Below are 21,087 nucleotides of genomic sequence, written 5' to 3' on the forward strand. Positions count from 1 at the left end.
CGTCCTGCCGATCGTCGGCCGCAGGATCCCGGTGGTGGCGGACGGCTATTCCGATCCGGAAAAAGGCAGCGGCGCGGTCAAGATCACGCCGGCGCATGATTTCAACGACTTCGAGGTCGGCAAGCGCCACAGGCTGCCGGCGATCAACATTCTCACCGTCGAGGCGGCGGTGACCCTCGGGGACAATGAAGATTTTCTCGCCGGGCTGGAGGTGACGCCCGAGCGCCAGGCCGTCTGGGATGAGCTCAACGGCCTCGATCGTTTCGCCGCGCGCAAAAAGATCGTCGCGCTGATGGAGGCGGGCGGTTTCCTCGAAAAGGTCGAGCCGCACCGCCATGCCGTGCCGCATGGCGATCGCGGCGGCGTGCCGATCGAGCCGTTCCTGACCGACCAGTGGTATGTCAATGCGGCCGAACTCGCCAAGCCGGCGATCGCGTCCGTGCGCGAAGGCCGCACGAAGATCATACCCGGCAGTTGGGAGAAGACTTACTTCCAGTGGATGGAAAACATTGAACCCTGGTGCATCTCGCGCCAACTCTGGTGGGGGCACCAGATCCCGGCCTGGTACGGGCCGGACGGGCGTGTCTTCGTCGAGAAGACCGAAGAGGAGGCGCTCGCAGCCGCCGTCGAATATTATCTGGCGCTGGAAGGGCCATGGAAGGCCTGGGTCGAGGACAAGCTCGAGAACTTCAAGCCGGGCGAGATACTGACCCGCGACGAGGACGTGCTCGACACATGGTTCTCTTCGGCGCTGTGGCCGTTCTCGACGCTTGGCTGGCCGGAAAAGACGCCGGAACTGAAGACCTACTATCAGACCGACGTGCTGGTGACCGGTTTCGACCTGATCTTCTTCTGGGTCGCTCGCATGATGATGATGGGCCTGCATTTCATGGACGAGGAGCCGTTCCATACCGTCTATATGCACGCGCTAGTGCGCGACAAGAACGGGCAGAAGATGTCGAAGTCGAAAGGCAACGTCATCGACCCGCTCGATCTCATCGACGAATACGGCGCTGACGCCCTGCGCTTCACGCTGACGGTGATGGCGGCGCAAGGACGCGACGTGAAGCTCGATCCGGCTCGCATCGCCGGCTACCGCAACTTCGGCACCAAGCTGTGGAACGCGACGCGTTTTGCCGAGATGAATGACGTCGCAAGGAACGACGATTTCTGGCTGAACGACGCCAAGCTGGCGGTCAACCGCTGGATCCTGACCGAACTGACGCGCGCCGCGCGCGAAATCACCGATGGCATCACCTCATACCGCTTCAACGAGGCGGCGGGTGCGGCCTATCGCTTCGTCTGGAACCTGTTCTGCGACTGGTATCTGGAACTGCTGAAGCCGGTGTTCATGGGCACTGACGAGGCTGCCAAGGCCGAGAGCCGGGCCTGCGTCGCCTTCGTGCTCGATGAGATCTATAAGCTGCTGCATCCGATGATGCCGTTCATGACCGAAGAACTGTGGGCTGAGACATCAGGCGAGGGCAAGGAACGGCCGTCGCTGCTTTGCCATGCCGCCTGGCCGTCGCCCGACTTCGAGGATGAGGCAGCGGCCGCCGACATCAACTGGCTGGTCGATCTCGTCTCGGGTATCCGCTCCGTGCGCTCGGAGATGAACGTGCCGCCGGCGGCGATCGCACCGCTGATGGTGATCGGCGCCAATGCCACGACCCGCGAAAGGCTTGAGCGCCAGGCATCGGCCATCAAGCGGCTGGCGCGGGTCGGCGACATCTCGCTGGTCGATACGGCGCCCAGGGGCTCCGCCCGGATCGTGCTCAACGGGGCGACCATCTGCCTGCCGCTCGGCAGCCTGATCGACGTTACCGCCGAGGCGGCGCGGCTGCAGAAGGAACTGGTCAAGGTGACCGAGGAGATCGCCCGCCTGCACAAGAAGCTGTCCAACGAGAAATTCGTCGCCAACGCGCCGGAAGATGTCGTGGAAGCCGAGCGCGAAAAACTCGCCGAGTATCGCGAGGCGCAAGAAAAGCTTTCGGTGGCGCTGACGCGGGTGCGCGAGGCCGGTTAACCTATCTTTGGTGTTTGAGCATCGGACTGTCGGGCATCGAATCGTTCCAAAACCGGCGTTCCGTTTTTGGGTCCGATGCTCTGGATTCCCGAGTCTCCGAACCCGCTTTTCGGATGGGCTTCCTGCCACGAAAATAGGCATTCCGCAGCGTAAATCCTGACGTAAACGGAATGTTTTGGCCCTATTGTTGCCGTAATGTAACAATGGGGCTTATTTTTGCAAAACGGGCTGTTTTTGCGTCGTTTCATGCGATTTTTCTCAATTTTTTCGTCGATTTGCAACCCAATAGGCCGTTTTCCGGCTCTGCGGTGAAGCTGTCACTTTGTCTAAAATGCGGTCGTCGCAGGTGTACGTGTACACATCGAGAATTCGTTGTTGCGCCGTTAACCTGAATTGGTTCTAGCTTGACCCCACTAATGTTCGGGGAGGAGATTCATGAACAATTTGCGTCTGAAAGCGCTGCTGGGGGCGGGGTGCTTTTCGCTATTGATTTCGGGCGTTGCGAATGCCGGCGGCTTCGACCGCGGCGGTGTCAACATCGACCAGTTATTTGATGCCGCACCGTATTCGTTCGATGCCGGCATCACCTATGTTTCGCCGCAGCGCACACTGAAGAATGTGCAGCGCCTGGATGGCTCGGGAATGTCGACGTCGGAAATAGACGTTGGTGGCGACTACGCGGTGCCGCGCGTCGGCTTCAAGGCCAACATCTTCGAACCAGTGGATTGTCTTGCGACGTATACGGAACCGTACGGTGCGGAGGCAGACTTCGGAATGAACAACGCCTATTCGCCAACGGCGGTCAAATACTACGTCAAAACAAATGATTTCGGCCTTACCTGCTCCTACAAGGTAAATCTCGGCAAGGGCGCCATCCGGTTCATCGGCGGCGTCTCCTACCAGGAGGTCGATGCGTTTCTGTCCCGCCAGACACTGCTGGCCTTCGGCAATACCGGCCTCGGAAAATTCAAGCTTTCCGATGAGGCATGGGGTTGGCGCGTGGGCACCGCCTATGAAATTCCCGAAATCGCCTTGCGCGCAAGCCTGATATACTCTTCGAGTTACAAATATGATGGACTGTCGGGAACCGTCGACTCGACCGGTTTTAGGGGCGCCTTTCCAGCGGATTTGATTCCAGGCTCTACCGGGGTGTTTCCTGTCTCCGCCTCGGCCGAGATACCCCAAGCTGTGGAACTCAAGCTGCAGAGCGGCATAGCTCCTGGCTGGCTGGCCTTTGGCTCTATCCGCTGGCAAGAATGGAGCAGGCTTGGCATCATTCCCATCAATGGCGTGCGTAGTCCTGTGACCGGTGCTCCATCGCCCGTTTCCTTCGACCTGCTGTATCGCGATGGCTGGACGGTCACGGGCGGCATAGCTCACAAGTTCACCGACCAATTGTCGGGCGCGGTTTCGCTGACCTGGGATCGTGGAACCTCGACGACCTCCGGCTATCAGTCGGACACCTGGTCCGTGGCCAGCGGCATTTCTTACTCGCCCAACGACAAGATCGAAGTTAGACTTGGTGGCTCGATCGGTGTTCTGACCGGTGGGTCGTCTACCTTCACCGGTGTTGGCGACACGGCAAATGCCATTACCTACACCTACGGCGACGATCTGCTCCTTGCAGGCTCAGCTTCGGTTAAGGTCAAGTTCTAAGTATAAGTTTTCAATAGTAAAAGAGCCGGGCAATGCCCGGCTTTTTTGTTCGAGTGGCCTTCCCGAACATCCAAGCGACGTCGCAAATACGCCGCGTTCCTATGCTTCCTGCTATTGTGACGTTTTGGCAACAGTTTCTGGGCAACCCTCGCGCCGCAAGGGCGCCCAGGGACATTGCCTATTTCCCGCCATAAACCCGGCGCACCTCGGATTTGTCTCGGGATACGTGCCAACAGGCTCGGCAATGGGGCAGGGCCGCATCGCCCGCGGCAAGGACGAGTATGGACGCCAGAGTCATCTCCAAGGCCAAGCTGCCCAGCCGCCACGTGACCGTCGGTCCGGCGCGTGCGCCGCACCGCTCCTATCTCTATGCGATGGGATTGTCGGCGGCCGAGATCGCGCAGCCGCTGGTCGGCGTCGCGAGCTGCTGGAATGAGGCGGCACCCTGCAACATCTCGCTGATGCGACAGGCGCAGGTGGTCAAGAAGGGCGTCGCCGCGGCTAACGGCACGCCGCGCGAATTCTGCACCATCACCGTCACCGACGGCATCGCCATGGGCCACCAGGGCATGAAATCGTCGCTGGTATCGCGCGAGGTCATCGCCGATTCCGTCGAACTCACTATGCGCGGCCACTGCTACGACGCGCTGGTCGGCCTTGCCGGCTGCGACAAGTCGCTGCCCGGCATGATGATGGCCATGGTGCGGCTCAACGTGCCGTCGATCTTCATCTATGGCGGCTCGATCCTGCCCGGTTCCTACAAGGGCCGGCAAATCACTATCCAGGACGTGTTCGAGGCCGTCGGCCAGCACTCGGTCGGCACCATCGATGACGCCGAACTCCTCGAAATCGAACAGGCCGCTTGTCCGTCGGCCGGCTCTTGCGGTGCCCAATTCACCGCCAACACCATGGCCACCGTCGCCGAGGCCATCGGCCTGGCGCTGCCCTATTCCTGCGGGGCGCCTGCGCCCTACGAGATGCGCGACCGCTTCAATTTTGCCTCCGGCGAAAAGATCATGGAGCTGATCGCAAAGAATATCCGCCCGCGCGATATCGTCACGCTGAAGGCGCTGGAGAATGCGGCAACTGTGGTTTCGGCCACCGGCGGCTCGACCAACGCAGCGCTGCATTTGCCGGCGATCGCGCATGAGGCGGGGATTAAGTTCGACCTCTTCGACGTGGCCAGGATCTTCGAGAAGACGCCCTACATCGCCGACCTGAAGCCGGGTGGCAAATATGTAGCCAAGGACATGTTCGAGGCCGGCGGTATTCCGCTCTTGATGAAGACGTTGCTCGACCACGGCTATCTGCATGGCGACTGCCTGACAGTGACCGGCCGCACTTTAGCCGAAAATATGGACCACGTTGCCTGGAATGATAGCCAGGATGTGGTCCGTCCCGCCAATCGACCAATCACCCAAACGGGTGGTGTCGTGGGCTTGAAGGGAAACCTTGCCCCCGAAGGCGCGATCGTGAAGGTCGCGGGCATGTCGGAGCTGAAATTCTCCGGTCCGGCGCGCTGCTTCGATTCGGAAGAGGAATGTTTCCAGGCGGTTACGGATCGCAGCTACAGTGAGGGCGAGGTCCTCGTCATCCGCTACGAGGGGCCGCGCGGCGGTCCGGGCATGCGGGAAATGCTATCGACGACGGCGGCTCTCTATGGCCAGGGCATGGGCGGCAAGGTGGCTCTCATCACCGACGGACGCTTTTCGGGCGCGACACGCGGTTTCTGCATCGGCCATGTCGGGCCGGAAGCCGCGGTGGGTGGTCCGATCGGGCTGCTCAAGGATGGCGATTTGATCTCGATCGACGCGGTGAACGGCACGATCGAGGTTGATCTGTCCGACACCGAACTGGCGACAAGGGCAAAGGCATGGAAGGCGCGCGCGACCGACTATCAGTCGGGCGCGATCTGGAAATATGCACAAACGGTTGGGCCTGCCCGCGACGGCGCGGTCACCCATCCCGGTGGTGCGAAAGAAACACATTGTTATGCGGATATCTGAGTTGCTGAGGTCGTCTGTCTTTTCGGCACTGGTCGCGATCGCCACTTTTGGCGCGACCTTGGGCGCCGCGGGCCAGGCCGTGGCCTTCGACGACAAGGTGTTCGACGACAAGACCGGCGTGAAGCCGCAGTCGAGCCCGTGGGCGGTGTTCCAGTTCGGCTTCTCCGCCTATAAGAACGGCCGCAAGGAGCAGGCCGCGGAGGCCTACAAATACGCGGCCGAAAACGGCCAGATCGGCGCCACCTGGAAGCTTGCGCGCATGTATGCCGAGGGTGACGGCGTGGAGCGCGACGATTACGCGGCATTCAAGTTCTTCTCAGAGATCGTCGACCAGGACGTAGAGCCCGGCTCGCCGGAAGAGAGCTATGTATCGGATGCGCTCGTGGCGCTCGGCGATTATTTGAGGAAGGGCATCCCCGGCAGCCCCATCACAGAGAACGAGGTGGCGGCCCAGGAATATTACATGCGTGCCGCCGCCAACTACCGCAACCCGAATGCGCAGTTCGAGATGGGCCAGATCTTCCTGAACGGCAAGGGCGGCGTCAAGGCCAGCATCAAGCAGGCCGGACGCTGGTTCCAGCTCGCTGCGGAAAAGGGCCATGCCGGCGCGCAGGCGACGCTCGGCAACCTGCTCTTCCAGAGCGGCAAGATCGTTCGGGGGCTGGCAATGATGACCGCGGCACTTGAACGGGCCTCACCTTCCGACCAGCCATGGATACGCGGCATGCAGGAAGAGGCGTTCGCCGCGGCGGGCGAGGCCGACCGCCGCACCGCGATTTCGCTGGCCGATGACATCCTCACCAAGGGTGGCAGCGACCAGTAGGATTGGCGCTCGCTAAGGACTGAACTGGAACTCTTTGAATTCAGTTTTCGAAGCTTTGCGCCGCCCCTCATCCGCCTGCCGGCACCTTCTCCCCGTATAGTGACGGGGAGAAGGGCGCTTGCTGCAGCCTTGGCGCACTTTCGGCAACGCTGGTGATTAGCGAAATCCGTGATGACAGCCTCTTTCTCCCCGTCGCTGTACGGGGAGAAATGCCCGGCAGGGCAATGAGGGGCGGCGCCGGCCGCGCAAAAAATCAGTTCTCGATGGGCTCCGCCGGCACCGGGCTTGGCGCCGGTGTCGAGATTGGCGTGGCGTGCGGACGCGGCGTCGTATTTTCCGGACAATCGTCCCGAATCTTTGTCCACGACGTGTTGTTGAGAACCATGTCGCAACGGGCGAGGTGGCTCTGGCCGGAAAGCGTCAGGCAGGCGACCTGGCCGATCTGGAATGATTTTCCGTTGGCCAGGCATTCCGCGTCGGCAAAAGCCGGGTTCGCCGCGAGGGCGAGCGCCGCAGCACATGGGCAAAGCGCAAACCTGATCGTCATCCTGAATCCCAGCCGAACCCGAATTGCAGCGGAACCCCGGATTGTGGCGATATGACGGTCTATCGGCCGGGAATCCGGGCGATCCGAACCTCGAAATGATCAGATTGGCGCGAAAGCCAGCTCGACGGCCACCGGCACGTGGTCGGAGGGTTTTTCCCAGGCGCGCACGTGCTTTTCGATCGAGGCTGAGGAAAAGCGGTTGGCGGCTTCGGGCGAAAGCAGCAAGTGATCGATCCGGATGCCGTTGTTCTTCTGCCACGCGCCGGCCTGATAGTCCCAGAATGTGTAGGTGTCCGGCGCGTCGGTGACCGCGCGCACGGCTTCGGTGAAGCCGAGATTCTTCAGCCGCCGGAACGCCTGCCTCGTCTGCGGCTGGAACAGCGCATCGCCCAGCCAGTTCTCCGGGAATTTCGCGTCGATGAATTCGGGGATGACATTGTAGTCCCCGGCCAGCACCAGCGCCTCTTCGAGCGAGAGCCGCTCCTCGGCCCAGCGCTCCAGCCGCGCCATCCAGGACAGTTTGTAGGAGAACTTCTTCTCGTCATCGATTGGGTTGCCGTTCGGCAAATAGAGCGAGGCAACGCGCAACGCGCCCTTGTCGGTTGAGAACACGCCCTCGATGAAACGCGCCTGCTCGTCGGCATCGTCGCCAGGCAGGCCTCTGATAACCTCGTCGAAGCGCAGCTTCGACAGGATGGCGACACCGTTAAAGCCCTTTTGGCCATGGGTTTCGACGTTGTAGCCAAGCGCCTCGATCTCGGCGCGCGGAAACTGCTCGTCGACCGTCTTGATCTCCTGCAGGCAGGCGATATCAGGCGCGCTCTCCGTCAGCCAATGGGTCAGATTGCCGATGCGGGCCCGAACGCCGTTGATGTTCCAGGTGACGATTTTCATGGCGGCCTCATTGCTGTTCCGGCGGATGACGTTCGACGAGGCCGATCGTATTTCCTGCCGGGTCCTTTAGGAAGGCCATCCATTCGCTTTCCCCCGCCGGCCCGAACAGGCCTTCGGTATCGCGATGGACGAGCATCGGCGGCGCAGTGAAGGGGACACCGGCGGCTTTTGCCGAGGCGTGGAAATCGTCGAGGTCTGAAATATCGAGATAGACGGTGCCGGCCGGCAGGCCATCGGTGAACAGCAGCCGCACGTCGCCGGCCATGATGAAGGCGATGCCGGGCGGATCGAAGCGCACGTGGACCGCCATGCCGAGCACGTCGTGCCAGAACGCCAGCGTTGCATCGAGATCGCGCCCGGCTGAAAGCGCGACCTGACGGACCGCGCCAACGCGGCGCATGTTCACTCACTCCCGAAAGATTGGAGCTCGGCATTTTCCGCGAGTATTTGCTCTATCATCCATCGCAGATGCGATGCCTGCTCGCGCGTTGCATTCTCATCCATCCAATCGCAGCCGTTGTAGAGGTCTCCAAGCCAGAGGGGAAAATCGTATTTGTTTTCAATCGGCGACACCATACGGCAGATCTGAAATGGTTCGATTTCGCCATCAAGGTAAGTCCGTATGCGTCGAAGAAACAGCTTACGTGCTATTTCCTTGGCCTCATCGGACTTATCGTTGAAATCGGGAAAACTTCGCGCGACCAGCGACCTCAAATGGCCATGAGCTTTCGCAAGCCTAACCGCGTTCCGCGGGTTGCATCGCGCGAGCTGCACGTAGGCAGCGTCTTCAGCGTAGCTCGGAGGCGCAGTGTGGCTGTTGGCCCAGCCAACGATATCGACATCGGAAATCGCTTCTATCTCGCGGGCGACAAGGACCGTCATCGGATCCTCATGGCCGACGAGGAGCGGCTTCATATCTTCAAATGCTGAAGCTGGTGCCGCAGCCGCACGAGGCGACCGCATTCGGGTTCCTGATCTGGAACGACTGGCCCATCAGATCGTCGACGAAATCGATCACCGAGCCGCCCATATAGACCAGCGAGAGATCGTCGATCAGCACGGTGGCGCCGTCTTTCTCAATGGCGACGTCGTCATCGTTGCGGGTGTCGACCAGGTCGAACTTGTAGGAAAAGCCGGAGCAGCCGCCGCCCTCGACCGAAACGCGCAGCGCCTTCTTGCCGGCTTCGCCAGATACGATCTTGGCGATCCGCCTGGCGGCGGCGTCGGTCATCTCGACTTTCATGGCAGTCTTGGCATCAGCGCCCATGGGCGTCACCTTGCTTTCGGTTTCACATGATAGGTATGAAGCGCGAGTGGGCAAGTCAACTGCGGTATCGGCGATGACCAACGAGTTGGGCGACATCGGATTCGGCTATCGGCCGCGCGCAGCCTATGCCTGCGATCCGGCAAAGTCGCGCGGGCGCCTGTTCGACGAGGTGGAGAGCCCGACCCGCACGCCGTTCCAGCGCGACCGCGATCGCATCATCCATTCGACGGCCTTTCGCCGGCTGAAACACAAGACGCAGGTGTTCGTCGCGCATGAGGGCGACCATTACCGCACCCGGCTGACGCATTCGATCGAGGTGGCGCAGATCGCGCGCGCCTTGGCGCGGGCGCTGCGCGGCGACGAGGATCTGGCCGAGGCGGTGGCGCTGGTGCACGATTTCGGCCACACGCCCTTCGGCCACACCGGCGAGGACGCGCTGAACGAGAAGATGGCCGGATGGGGCGGCTTCGACCACAATGCGCAATCGCTGCGCGTGGTGACGCGGCTGGAGAGCCGCTACGCCGAGTTCGACGGGCTGAACCTCACCTGGGAAACGCTGGAGGGATTGGTCAAGCACAACGGACCGCTGACCGACGCCAGGGGAAAGGGCTTGAAGGGGCCGGTGCCGCAAGCGATCCGAGACTATTCGGAGCTGCACGACCTCGAGCTCGACCGCTTCGCCGGCATCGAGGCGCAGTGCGCGGCGATCGCCGACGATATCGCCTATAACACCCATGACATCGACGACGGCCTGAGATCAGGCCTCCTGACACTGGACATGCTGGAAAAGATCTCTTTGCCTGGATCGATCCTCGAAGGCGTGCGCCAGCGCTATCCGGCGCTGGACGATGTGAGGACAGGGCACGAACTGATGCGACGGCAGATCACGATGATGGTCGAGGATGTCATCGTGTCGACAACCGCGAACCTTGCGCGCATCAAGCCGGAGAGCGCCGACGTGGTGAGGGCGGCAGGCGAGACGATGGTGACCTTTTCCGCCGAAATGGCTGCGTCGGAAAAGGAATTGAAGGCCTTTCTCTACAAGCATCTCTACCGGCACAAAGAGGTCATGCGCGTGCGCACCGAGGCCGAGCAGATCGTCAAGGACCTGTTCGAGGTCTATTTCGCCGATCCGCGCGCCATGCCCGATGGCTGGCGCGAAGGGCTCGACCGGGCCGACGATCGCATCAAGGCGCGCAGCGTTGCCGATTTCCTGGCGGGCATGACGGATACCTACGCTTTGAAAGAACACCGCCGTTTGTTTGACCATACGCCTGAATTGAGCTAGGGCGGGCTCGATTTTGCCGGCCAATGAGCCGGATCCCTGCAAAGCCGCCAGAGCCACACCAATGAACATCTTCGCCGATTTCAACGCGCGAATCACCAGAGCTGTCGAAGCGCTTGATTTGAAAGACAAGGACGGCGGTACGCTGGACCTATCGCGCATCGCCGTCGAGCCGCCGCGCGACGCCAGCCATGGCGACTTGGCGACCAATGCGGCAATGGTGCTGGCCAAGCCGACCGGCCAGTCGCCACGTGCTCTGGCTGAAAGGTTGGCGCAGGCGCTGCGCGCCGACACCGACATTGCCGCCGCCGAAATTGCCGGTCCGGGCTTCGTCAACCTCAGGCTCAAGGATGCGTTCTGGCAGGTGCATCTGACCGCGCTGCTCGGCGAAGGCCGCAACTACGGCCGCTCGACGGTTGGCGGCGGCAAGAAGGCCAATGTCGAATATGTCTCGGCCAACCCGACCGGACCGATGCATGTCGGCCATTGCCGCGGCGCCGTGGTTGGTGATGCGCTCGCCAATCTGATGGCTTTCGCCGGTTATGACGTGACCAAGGAGTATGTCATCAACGACGCTGGTTCGCAGATCGACGTGCTCGGCCGCTCCGTCATGCTGCGTTACCGCGAGGCGCTTGGCGACGAGATCGGCGAGATTCCGGCCGGGCTTTATCCGGGCGATTATCTGATCCCGGTTGGCCAGGCATTGGCCGGCGAATTTGGCCGCTCCTTGTTGCAGATGCCGGACGAGGAAGCGCTTGCCATCGTCAAGGACAGGACGATCGATGCGATGATGGCGATGATCCGTGAGGATCTGGCGCTGCTCAATGTGCATCACGACGTCTTTTTCTCGGAGCGCACGCTGCACGCCGACAACGCCCGGAAAATCCGCTCGGCCATCAACGACCTGACGCTCAAGGGCCATATCTACAAAGGCAAGCTGCCGCCACCCAAGGGCGAGAAGCCGGACGATTGGGAGGATCGCGAGCAGACGCTGTTCCGCTCGACAGCGGTCGGCGACGACATGGACCGGGCGCTCGTCAAGTCTGACGGCACCTTCACCTATTTCGCCGCGGACGTCGCCTATTTGAAGGACAAGGTCGATCGCGGTTTCGTCGAGTTGATCTATGTGCTCGGCGCAGATCATGGCGGCTATGTGAAGCGCCTGGAAGCGCTCGCCCGGGCGATCGCCGGCGACGAGGTGAAACTTACCGTGCTGCTTTGCCAGCTGGTGAGGCTTTTTCGCGAAGGCGAGCCGGTGCGCATGTCGAAGCGGTCGGGTGAATTCGTGACGCTGCGCGAAGTGGTGGAGGAAGTCGGCCGCGATCCGATCCGCTTCATGATGCTCTACCGCAAGAACGATGCGCCGCTCGATTTCGACTTCGCCAAGGTGACCGAGCAGTCGAAGGACAATCCGGTGTTCTACGTGCAGTACGCCTCGGCGCGCTGCCATTCGGTGTTCCGGCAGGCGAGCGAGCAGTTGGGCGAGGCCAATTTTGACCGCAGTCGGCTGGCCGCCGCCACCGCCTTGCTGACCGACGAAGGCGAGATCGGCCTGATCAGGAAGCTTGCGGAATATCCGCGGCTGATCGAATCCGCGGCCCTTGCGCTGGAGCCGCACCGGCTGGCATTCTACCTCTATGATCTCGCCTCCAGCTTCCACGGACATTGGAACCGCGGCACCGAGAATCCCGACTTACGTTTTGTTAAGGTTAACGACCGACAATTGACGCATGCCAGACTAGGGCTGGTGCAGGCTGTTTCGGACGTTTTGACGTCCGGCCTGACGCTGATCGGAGCCGATGCGCCCACCGAAATGCGTTAGGTTTGACTAAAAAACCTGTCACCTTTTGCCCACATTGCGCTGGTAAGGGCCAACCCTACGCGACGTCCATGGCGTCCGAATGAGTGCGAGTTCGGGAACAATAATGGCAGACAGAACCCAGCTGAGAGCAGCCGCCCAAAACGATATCGCCGACGATGATCCGTTCGCGGAACTGACCAGGATCATGGGGTTCGACCCGCGCCAGCCGGTCAAGCCGAAGGCGGCTCCCGTCACCCAGCCGGTGGACGACGGCGATTTCGACATCGACCTCGAGAAGGAGTTGATGGGCGAATTCGGCGCCGACGATAATGACAGCGCCGCCGAGGTTCGCGAGCCGGTTTTCGATGCCACTGACGCGGTGGACGACGAGCTTGGGGACGACGAGCTTGCCGCGTCGCTCGAACAGGATTTCCTGCTGGACGACGAAGCAGCGGATGAGGCTGCCCATGCCGTTGCTACCGACGACATGCGTTCTGGTGTTGCCGAAGCAACCGCGCCGGCTGTTGAAGCTGCATTCGATGACGATTTCGACGATGCGCTCGCCAGTTCGCTCGAAGATGTGTCGCCATTCGAAGACGATTTGGCGATGGACGACAAGATGGGGGACGACGAGCTCGGGGACGACGAGCTTACCGCCTCGCTCGAACCGGATTTCCTGCTCGACGACGATGCAACGGACGAGGCTGAACAGAATACTGCCGCCGTTTCCGCGCCGGTCGAACCCGCCTTCGATGAAGAATTCGACAACGCTGTCGCAAGCTCGCTCGAAGACGAGCTGATGCTGGACGAGCACGTGCCGATGGAGCAGGCGGCCGTTGCCGAAGTCTCCACACCGGCTGCCGAACCCGCCTTCGACGATGAGTTCGACAATGCCGTCGCAAGCTCGCTCGAAGACGAGCTGACGCTCGACGAATATGTTCCGACGGAGCACGCCGCCGCTGCCGAAGCCGCCGAAATCTCCGCGCCGGCCGCCGAGCCCGCCTTCGACGACGAATTCGACAATGCCGTCGCAAGCTCGCTCGAAGACGAGTTGATGCTCGACGAACATATGCCGTTAGAGCAGGCCGCTGTTGAAACTCCTGCTGCGCCTGTTCGAGCCGTTTCGGAAGAGTCCGAGGAGGACTTTGCCGGCCATTTCGACGACGCCATGGCCGATGTCGATATGGATTTCGACGTTCGCACGGATGAACCAGTCGAAATTGACGCGCCCGAAATTGACGAACCGGAGGCTATCGCCGCCAAGGACGAGCCGTCCGCTACGACCCTGGAAGACGCGTTCGACGCCGATTTCGATTTGAGTTTCGAGGACGCGCTTGCCGAGAAAGCCCAAGAGCCGATTGCGCCGGCCTCCGGCGTTGCAGCCCAGCCGACGGCGCCAACCGCTATCGCTGATGAGCGGAGCCTTGAAGACGAGTTGAACGCGCTGTTGGGCACCATGAGCACACGGACTGCCCCCGTGGCGGCGTCCGCGGCCAACGAGCCCCCCGTGGTTCAGCAGCCTGTGGCCGCGGCTGAAAAGGTCGCCGACAAACCAACGGATACTGTCGACGAACTGGACTGGAGCCTTGACGAGCAAGACCTTTCGGAGCAGCCGGAGGATGGCGCGGTTCAGGCCGCCGATGCCGATCTCGACACCGTTCTCTTCGATGAGCTCGAGGGCCAGGATTTCGGCGCTGAAGATGCCGCCGGGCCGGCCGATGTCGATTTCGACGAGGATACATTGCATGCTGCCTTCGCCAAGGACATCGGTCTGGATCATGGCGACGACGATAACGTTGCGGCCGCCGCTCACCAGGAAGATCCGGATGATTCGCTCAACTGGATGGCGGCACGCTCCGCCGCGCCGGCGCCGGCCCGTTCGTGGAGCCGCGTAACGCCGGTCGCACAGTCGCAGCCTGCCTTTGCAGCCCAGCCGACGGCTTCGGCGAGGACCACGGAAGTGGCCTCGGTGAAGACCACGGAAACGACACCGCCAATGGCTGCGGCCCCCTCCTATCAGGACGACCTGGCCTATCAGGATGAGCCGGCCAAAGACGATGCCGCCAATGCGGCATCTGCGCCAGCGCAAAGCGAACAGTCTTCGGCGTATGACGAGATGCCCGATGTCGAGACGGTCGATGTGCCCGAGCGCGTCGTGGCGCTGGCGGACGACCTCGATATTCCGGACCTCGACTTCAATGAAGACGAACCGGCGGCGCCTGCTTATGACGATCTCGACACCGAGTTCGCCAGCCTTCTCACGGAAATGAATGCCGTGGACGTCGCTGCCGCCCCGGCGCGCAGCGCGGCGTATGACGACGAATCCTACAATGCCGGATTCCAGTCAGGGGCTGGGTTCCAGTCAGGGGCCGGGTTCCAGTCAGGGGCCGGGTTCCAGTCAGGCTATGAGCCCGACCGCGTTGAAACGCGGACCTATGCGGCGAGACCCGCAGAAGCGCCCGTCAGTGCGGCTTATGCCGATGCCGCCAGCGGCTTCGATCTGGGCGACTTGCCAGCCGGCCGGCCGGCTCCGCAGGCCAACGACTTTGGCTTAGACGAACTCGACTACGATCCCGAGCTGGATGAGGCCATGTCGGTTCCAGGCCTGGAGCAGGATACCGCGAGGCCCCGGCGCCGCGGCCTGCTGGTCGCCGCGGTTGTAGGCGCCGTGGCGATCGCCGGCGGTCTCGGCGCCTTCGCGCTGTCTTTCGGTGGCAACGGCGGCAACGACGCGCCGGTCATCGTCAAGGCGGACAACGCACCGATCAAGATCAGGCCTGAAAATCCGGGCGGCACCGTCGTGCCGAACCAGGAAAACAAGGTTTATGACGCCGTGGCCAAGGGTGGCGCGAAGCCTGCCGAACCGGTCCAGGAAAAACTGGTCACCAACGCCGAAGAGCCCGTGGACGTCACGGCCAAGGAGCCGCCGCAGAGCCGTGTGGTCGATCTTTCGCCCGACGACTTCGACGCGGCTGAAGGCGTCGATGCGGCCGGCGGCACGCAAGCGGCCGGAAATGCCGACGTCGCCGCTGCGCCGACGCCCAAGTCCGAGGATCGTATTGCCCAGGTTCTGCAAGAGGCTGACAAAGGCATAGACCCCGATGTCGTCGCCGTCGCGCCGCGCAAGGTGAGAACCATGGTCGTCAAATCAGATGGCTCACTGGTTGCGCGGGAGGATCCGGCGCCTGCGGTGGCGCAGGTGGCTGCCCTCGACCCTGTCGATCCGGCGCCGCAGCATGTGGCCCCGGCGGGTCAGGCCGGCGAAGCGGAGCAGACCGGCACGGTCCCGCCTGTTGCCGACCAGGCAAGTGGTAACTTACTGGGTGGCGACCAGACCGAAACCGCCAGGCCGGAAACAGCCGAGCCGGCAGCCCCGCCCAAGTCTGAGGCCGATGCCCAAACCAGCCAACCTGCCAATACGCCGGCCACGGTTCCGGTGGCGCCGCAACGTCCGTCCGACCAGCCTGTCGACGTCGTCGGCGAGGTCAAGCCGGACCAGGTTGCGTCCATCAATCCGGCGGCGGCCTCGACCGGCGGTGGCTCGTGGTCGATGCAGATCGCCTCGCAGCCGACTGTCGAAAGCGCCCAGTCCAGCTATGCGGACCTGCAGCGCCGCTACGGCAGCGTGCTGGCCGGCCGCACCGCCAACATCGTCAAGGCCGAGATCGCCGGAAAGGGAACGTTCTATCGCGTCCGGGTGCCGGCGCAGTCGCGCAACGATGCGATCAACCTGTGCACCAGCTACAAGGCTGCCGGCGGCAACTGCTTCGTGTCGCGCTAGCCGTTTCAAATCTCCCGCCCTTGGGCGGAAAGAGCCGGCGCGGTCACAGACCGCGCCGGTTTTTTTATGTGGCCGGTTTTTTTATGTGGAAGGGAGATCTTTGTGGGAAGGGATTCTGGCTCAACCGCATGTGGCTCGATGCGATTCCCTTTGTTCGCGTGAAGCTCTAAACTCCTGTCCATGACCGAATCAAAATCCATGATCCTCGGCTGCGCCGGGAAATCGCTCACACGCGACGAAATCAAATTCTATCGCAATGAATGCCCGTGGGGATTCATCTTGTTTGCGCGCAACATCGGCGAGACCGAGCAGATCCGCGATCTGGTCGCCGCGATGCGCGACTGTGTCGAGCGCCCGGATGCCCTGGTGTTCATCGATCAGGAAGGCGGCCGGGTGCAGCGCCTGCGGCCGCCGCTGGCGCCGAACTATCCGGCCGGTGGTGCGCTCGGCGCCTTGTGGCGCAATGACCACGACGCCGGCAACCGCGCCGCTTGGCTGTTGGCGCGGCTGCATGCCTTCGATCTCTCGCGCTATGGCATCACAGCCGATTGCCTGCCGGTGCTCGACGTGCCGATCGAGGGCGCCAGCGACGTCATCGGCGCCCGCGCCTATGGCAAGGAGCCTCGTGCCGTCATCGAACTGGGTCGCGCGGCGGCTGAAGGGTTGATGTCGGGCGGCGTGCTGCCGGTCATGAAGCATATTCCCGGGCATGGACGGGCCTTTGCCGACACGCATTTCGAACTGCCGACCGTCGATGCCTCGATGAGCGACTTGCAGCGGCATGATTTCGCCCCGTTCAGGGAGCTCAATCATTTGCCGATGGCGATGACGGCGCATGTCGTCTACAGCGCGATCGACCCGAAGAACCCGGCCACGACGTCCGGCAAGGTCATCGATGAGATCATCCGCGGCGAAATCGGCTTCGACGGGCTGTTGATGAGCGACGACACCTCGATGAAGGCACTTTCTGGGGATTTCCCGACAAAGGCGGCCGCGATCCTTGCGGCGGGCTGCGATCTGGTCCTTCACTGCAACGGCGTTTTCGAGGAGATGGCCGGCATTGCGTCGCGCACAACAGGGCTTGAAGGCACGTCGCTGCGCCGCGCGCAACGGGCGCTGACCTATATCAAGAACCGCGATCGGGCTGATGAGACCGAGATACGCGCCGAATTCGCCACCTATTTCGATGCGGTGGCCTAGACCATGATCCCGAAAAGTGGGAGCCGGTTTTTCGGAACAGATCATGGTCAAACAAGAAGATAGAAGCAAAGGAAAGCGACAGTAGGTGGCGGAAACATTGGACAGTAAGGCCGGCAAGGCCGCACCGATGGACCGTCTGTGGGCCGAGAACGACGATTCGCGGCTGACCGGCGATCCTGCGTTGGTCGTTGACGTCGACGGGTTTGAAGGCCCGCTCGATCTTCTGCTGCATCTTGCGCGTAACCAGAAGGTCGATCTGTCGCGCATCTCGATCCTGGCGCTGGCCGAGCAATATCTGGCCTTCGTCGAGAAGGTGAGGGCGCTCAGGCTGGAGCTCGCCGCCGACTATCTGGTGATGGCGGCGTGGCTGGCGTTTCTCAAGTCGAAGCTTTTGATCCCCAAGCAACCCGGCGACGACGGCGAAAGCGGCGAGGAGCTGGCGGCGGTGCTGCAATTCCGGTTGAAGCGGCTGGAAGCGATGCGCGACGCGGCGGCACGCCTGGTTAACCGCAACCGGCTCGGACGCGATGTGTTCGCCCGCGGCATGCCGGAAATGGTCATCGTCGAGAAACGCAACGCCTATTCGGCCTCGCTCTACGATCTGCTGACCGCTTATGCGCAGCAACGCCAGAAACAGGCGATCACCAATGTGACCATCGCCAGGCGCGGTGTGTGGTCGCTCAAGGACGCGCGCGATATCCTGAACAGGCTGATCGGCACGTTTGCCGACTGGACGGCGCTGGACAGTTTCCTGGTCGAATATCTGACCGGCCCGGATGAGCGGCGTACCGCGATTGCCAGCTCGTTTGCGGCCACGCTGGAACTGGTGCGCGAAGGCAAAATGGAAATGCGGCAAGACGAGGTGTTCGCGCCGCTTTATCTGCGCGGCCGTGCGCAAGGCATCAGGGCAGTCGAGGTGGCATCATGAGTGAACGCGCCAACGCTTCGGTCATTCCGTTCAAGGTCGACGACGAGACCGAAGACGGCATGCTCGGCGAGACTCCGGCAGAAAATCAGGCGCAGAACTTTTCCCAGAATCCTGGCGAGCGGCTGCATATGGCGGAAGCCGTGCGCATGGCCGAGGCGATCGTTTTCGCCAGCGCCGAGCCGGTCAGCGAAAAGCAGCTTGCCGCGCGCCTGCCCGATGGCATCAACATTGCCGCGGCGATGGCCGAACTGCAGCAGATTTATGCGCGGCGCGGCGTCAATCTGGTGCGCGTCTCCGATGCCTGGGCGTTCCGCACCGCCGGCGACCTCGCTTTCCTGATGAGCCGCGACACAGTGCAGCAGAGGAAGCTTTCCCGCGCGGCGCTCGAAGTGCTGGCGATCATCGCCTATCACCAGCCGGTGACGCGAGCCGAGATCGAGGACATCAGAGGCGTCGAGACCTCGAAGGGCACGCTGGACACGCTGATGGAGACCGAATGGGTGAAGATGCGCGGTCGGCGCCGCACGCCCGGCCGTCCCGTCACCTACGGCACCACCGACATTTTCCTCGACCATTTCGCATTGGAGGAGATCCGCGATCTTCCCGGCATGGAGGAATTGAAGGGCGCCGGGCTGCTTTCGGGCCGCATGCCGTCGAATTTCTCCATTCCGCTGCCGCCGGCCGATCCGGATGCGCTGACCGACGACGAGGATCCGCTGACCGACATCGACCTCGAGGAACTCGGCCTGTTGACGCCGCGTGTCGAGGATGATTGACCGCAAACGACGCGCCGAAAGCCGTTGATTTTAGGGGCTGCGCCGATTGGTAGCGGGCTACGGCGCCGAAAGTGCGTGACTTCGGCCACTCATTTATAAACTCTGTCGCGGTTGTGTTTGAATCCCGACGCGAAAGCGCATAGATCATCGTCAGAGAAAACATTCGAGAGAGATTGTTATGGGTTCATTTTCGATTTGGCACTGGATGATCGTGCTGGTGATCGTGCTGCTGGTGTTCGGCCGCGGCAAGATACCTGAGCTGATGGGTGACATGGCCAAGGGCATCAAGAGCTTCAAGAAGGGCATGGCCGACGACGATGTTGCCGAGGACAAGCGCACCGTCGAACATCGTGCCGACGAAACCGTTTCGGCAGTGAAGGAAAAGGCCAGCAAGAGCTGAGCCCAAAACTTTAGTCGGAACGTATCGCCATGTTCGACATCGGCTGGACCGAGATGCTGGTGATCGCGATCGTCATGATCGTGGTCGTCGGGCCCAAGGATTTGCCCAACATGCTGCGCACCTTCGGGCGCACGACGACAAAGCTGCGCGGCATGGCAGCCGACTTCCAGAAACAGTTCAACGATGCGCTGAAGGAGGCCGAGCTTGACGACGTCAAGAAGTCGGTCGATTCACTCAGAAGCCTCAATCCGGCCGCCGAGATCAGGAAACAGCTCAATCCATTTGAGCAGGCGGCAGCCGATGTCCGTTCAGGCGTCGACGCGGCGATGAAGCCGAAGCCGGCCGTCGACCCTGTCACGCCAACTGCTTCGACGCAGCAGGATACCGAGCTGAAGAATGGCGCGACGGTGCTGCCGGGCGTCAGTGCCCCGGAAGCGACGCCGGCGGCGCCGATCTTTCCGGTGATGACCGATGAGTCGGTGGTGCCGTCGCCTGTCGGGACGGCGACGCCGGCTGCACCGCAAAAGGCCTCGCCAGCGAAGAAGAAGCCTGAGCCAGCGAAAACGATGCCGGCCTCCAAGGCCGCAGCCAAGCCAGCGGCAGCAGCAAAACCTGCCGTGACAAAGACCGCAGCTAAAAAGGCCGAGCCGAAGCCTGCACCGGTGAAGAAGCCGACTGCAGCCGCCAAAAAGACGGCGGGAGCCAGCAAGTGAGCGTTTCGGAAAAGGACGAGATCGATAAATCGGCGGCTCCGCTGATGGAGCATCTGATCGAATTGCGCCGGCGACTGATGTGGTCGATCGGCGGGTTCTTCGTCGCCTTCCTGTTCTGCTTCTTTTTCGCCAAGCAACTGTTCAACCTGTTGGTCGTGCCGTTCAAATGGGCGACCCAATGGGCAGGGCTCGACCCGCACAAGGTTGAGCTGATCTACACGGCGCCGCAGGAATTCTTCTTCACCCAGGTGAAGCTGGCAATGTTCGGCGGCATGGTGATCGCCTTTCCGCTGATCGCCACGCAGATCTACAAATTCATCGCGCCCGGCCTCTACAAGAACGAACGCAACGCTTTCCTGCCGTTCCTGATCGCTTCGCCGATCCTGTTCCTGATGGGCGCGTCGCTGGTCTATTTCTTCTTCACGCCGATGGTGATGTGGTTCTTCCTCGCCATGCAGCAGGCCGGCACTGACGACCAAGTGCAGATTTCGTTGCTGCCGAAAGTGTCGGAATATCTCAGCCTGATCATGACGCTGATCTTTTCCTTCGGCCTGGTGTTCCAGTTGCCGGTGGTGACCAGCCTCATGGCGCGGGTCGGCATGCTGTCGTCGCAGGCGCTGGTCGAAAAGCGCAAATGGGCGATCGTCATCGCCTTCGTCGTCGCGGCTGTGCTGACACCGCCCGACCCGATAAGCCAGATCGGCCTCGCCATCCCAACGATCATTCTCTACGAGGTCTCAATCTGGTCGGCCCGGCTGATCGAGCGTAGCAAGGAACGGGAACGTCTGGCGCGCGAGAAGCGGGAGGCCGCAGAAGAGGTGGCCGAAAAGCCCGCGGACGCGCCTTCGACGTAGGCTGGCCGGAGGCCTTAATCAAGGTTTGCAGGACAGAGGGGGGGCGCGAAGGAACTCGATCTTCACATCTTGCATCGGTCAAGGATGCGGTTTACGCCCTCTGGCCTAAAACGCGATGCGTTTTAGGTCT

18 protein-coding genes are annotated in these 21,087 nt (G+C 61.9%); 13 read left to right on the top strand and 5 right to left on the bottom strand.

The window, feature by feature from the left end; translation table 11 throughout:
- From EOC93_RS25040 to EOC93_RS25055, 4 genes are all read left to right on the top strand, one after another.
- Positions 1–2,026: valine--tRNA ligase (locus EOC93_RS25040; RefSeq protein WP_127205941.1), on the top strand; the 2,026-nt coding region annotated here is incomplete at its 5' end.
- Between the two features lie 435 nt (positions 2,027–2,461).
- Positions 2,462–3,682: an outer membrane protein transport protein gene (locus EOC93_RS25045; protein WP_127205942.1), complete on the top strand. Its 1,221-nt coding sequence runs from the start codon at positions 2,462–2,464 to the stop codon at positions 3,680–3,682.
- Between the two features lie 281 nt (positions 3,683–3,963).
- The gene (ilvD, locus tag EOC93_RS25050; protein WP_127205943.1) at positions 3,964–5,688 is read left to right on the top strand and encodes a dihydroxy-acid dehydratase; all 1,725 of its coding nucleotides are present in this window, start codon (positions 3,964–3,966) and stop codon (positions 5,686–5,688) included.
- Positions 5,675–6,511 (top strand): tetratricopeptide repeat protein, encoded by an 837-nt coding sequence (locus tag EOC93_RS25055; protein ID WP_126106211.1) that lies wholly within the window; start codon positions 5,675–5,677, stop codon positions 6,509–6,511. Before ilvD ends, EOC93_RS25055 begins: the two co-directional genes overlap by 14 nt.
- Positions 6,512–6,764: 253 nt before the next feature.
- On the opposite strand, the gene EOC93_RS25065 is transcribed toward EOC93_RS25055, so the two are convergent.
- From EOC93_RS25065 to erpA, 5 genes are all read right to left on the bottom strand, one after another.
- Entirely contained in the window at positions 6,765–7,058 is a 294-nt protein-coding gene (locus tag EOC93_RS25065) for a hypothetical protein (RefSeq protein WP_126106212.1), read from the bottom strand.
- Between the two features lie 99 nt (positions 7,059–7,157).
- Positions 7,158–7,952 (bottom strand): exodeoxyribonuclease III, encoded by a 795-nt coding sequence (xth, locus tag EOC93_RS25070; protein WP_095485477.1) that lies wholly within the window; start codon positions 7,950–7,952, stop codon positions 7,158–7,160.
- Between the two features lie 7 nt (positions 7,953–7,959).
- The gene (locus EOC93_RS25075; RefSeq protein WP_127205944.1) at positions 7,960–8,352 is read right to left on the bottom strand and encodes a VOC family protein; all 393 of its coding nucleotides are present in this window, start codon (positions 8,350–8,352) and stop codon (positions 7,960–7,962) included.
- Between the two features lie 2 nt (positions 8,353–8,354).
- The gene (locus tag EOC93_RS25080) at positions 8,355–8,834 is read right to left on the bottom strand and encodes a hypothetical protein (RefSeq protein ID WP_127205945.1); all 480 of its coding nucleotides are present in this window, start codon (positions 8,832–8,834) and stop codon (positions 8,355–8,357) included.
- A gap of 37 nt (positions 8,835–8,871) precedes the next feature.
- Positions 8,872–9,219 (bottom strand): iron-sulfur cluster insertion protein ErpA, encoded by a 348-nt coding sequence (gene erpA, locus EOC93_RS25085; protein ID WP_126106215.1) that lies wholly within the window; start codon positions 9,217–9,219, stop codon positions 8,872–8,874.
- 73 nt (positions 9,220–9,292) lie between these two features.
- Between erpA and EOC93_RS25090 the strand changes: the two genes are divergently transcribed.
- The 9 genes from EOC93_RS25090 to tatC all read left to right on the top strand — a co-directional run bounded on the left by EOC93_RS25090 (position 9,293) and on the right by tatC (position 20,957).
- On the top strand, positions 9,293–10,507 hold the full coding sequence (locus EOC93_RS25090; protein WP_127205950.1) for a deoxyguanosinetriphosphate triphosphohydrolase: 1,215 nt from the start codon (positions 9,293–9,295) through the stop codon (positions 10,505–10,507).
- Positions 10,508–10,568: 61 nt separating this feature from the next.
- A complete protein-coding gene (argS, locus tag EOC93_RS25095) occupies positions 10,569–12,326 on the top strand; it encodes an arginine--tRNA ligase (RefSeq protein ID WP_127205946.1) in 1,758 nt (585 codons plus the stop codon).
- A 103-nt stretch (positions 12,327–12,429) separates the two neighbouring features.
- Positions 12,430–16,086, top strand: coding sequence for an SPOR domain-containing protein (locus EOC93_RS25100; protein WP_127205947.1), 3,657 nt, complete (start codon positions 12,430–12,432; stop codon positions 16,084–16,086).
- Positions 16,087–16,266: 180 nt separating this feature from the next.
- Positions 16,267–17,286, top strand: a complete 1,020-nt coding sequence (nagZ, locus tag EOC93_RS25105; protein WP_127205948.1) for a beta-N-acetylhexosaminidase — start codon at positions 16,267–16,269, stop codon at positions 17,284–17,286.
- Positions 17,287–17,413: 127 nt separating this feature from the next.
- Positions 17,414–18,214, top strand: a complete 801-nt coding sequence (locus EOC93_RS25110; RefSeq protein WP_095485469.1) for a ScpA family protein — start codon at positions 17,414–17,416, stop codon at positions 18,212–18,214.
- The gene (gene scpB / locus EOC93_RS25115; RefSeq protein ID WP_095485468.1) at positions 18,211–18,990 is read left to right on the top strand and encodes an SMC-Scp complex subunit ScpB; all 780 of its coding nucleotides are present in this window, start codon (positions 18,211–18,213) and stop codon (positions 18,988–18,990) included. The genes EOC93_RS25110 and scpB overlap by 4 nt, the downstream gene beginning before the upstream one ends.
- A 178-nt stretch (positions 18,991–19,168) precedes the next feature.
- Positions 19,169–19,390: a twin-arginine translocase TatA/TatE family subunit gene (locus EOC93_RS25120; protein ID WP_013895102.1), complete on the top strand. Its 222-nt coding sequence runs from the start codon at positions 19,169–19,171 to the stop codon at positions 19,388–19,390.
- 29 nt (positions 19,391–19,419) lie between these two features.
- Positions 19,420–20,103, top strand: a complete 684-nt coding sequence (gene tatB, locus EOC93_RS25125; protein WP_127205949.1) for a Sec-independent protein translocase protein TatB — start codon at positions 19,420–19,422, stop codon at positions 20,101–20,103.
- Between the two features lie 44 nt (positions 20,104–20,147).
- The gene (gene tatC, locus EOC93_RS25130) at positions 20,148–20,957 is read left to right on the top strand and encodes a twin-arginine translocase subunit TatC (protein WP_095485595.1); all 810 of its coding nucleotides are present in this window, start codon (positions 20,148–20,150) and stop codon (positions 20,955–20,957) included.
- Positions 20,958–21,087: the final 130 nt, after the last annotated feature.

Source organism: Mesorhizobium sp. M6A.T.Ce.TU.002.03.1.1, assembly GCF_003997275.1.
Classification (GTDB): Bacteria; Pseudomonadota; Alphaproteobacteria; order Rhizobiales; family Rhizobiaceae; genus Mesorhizobium; species Mesorhizobium mediterraneum.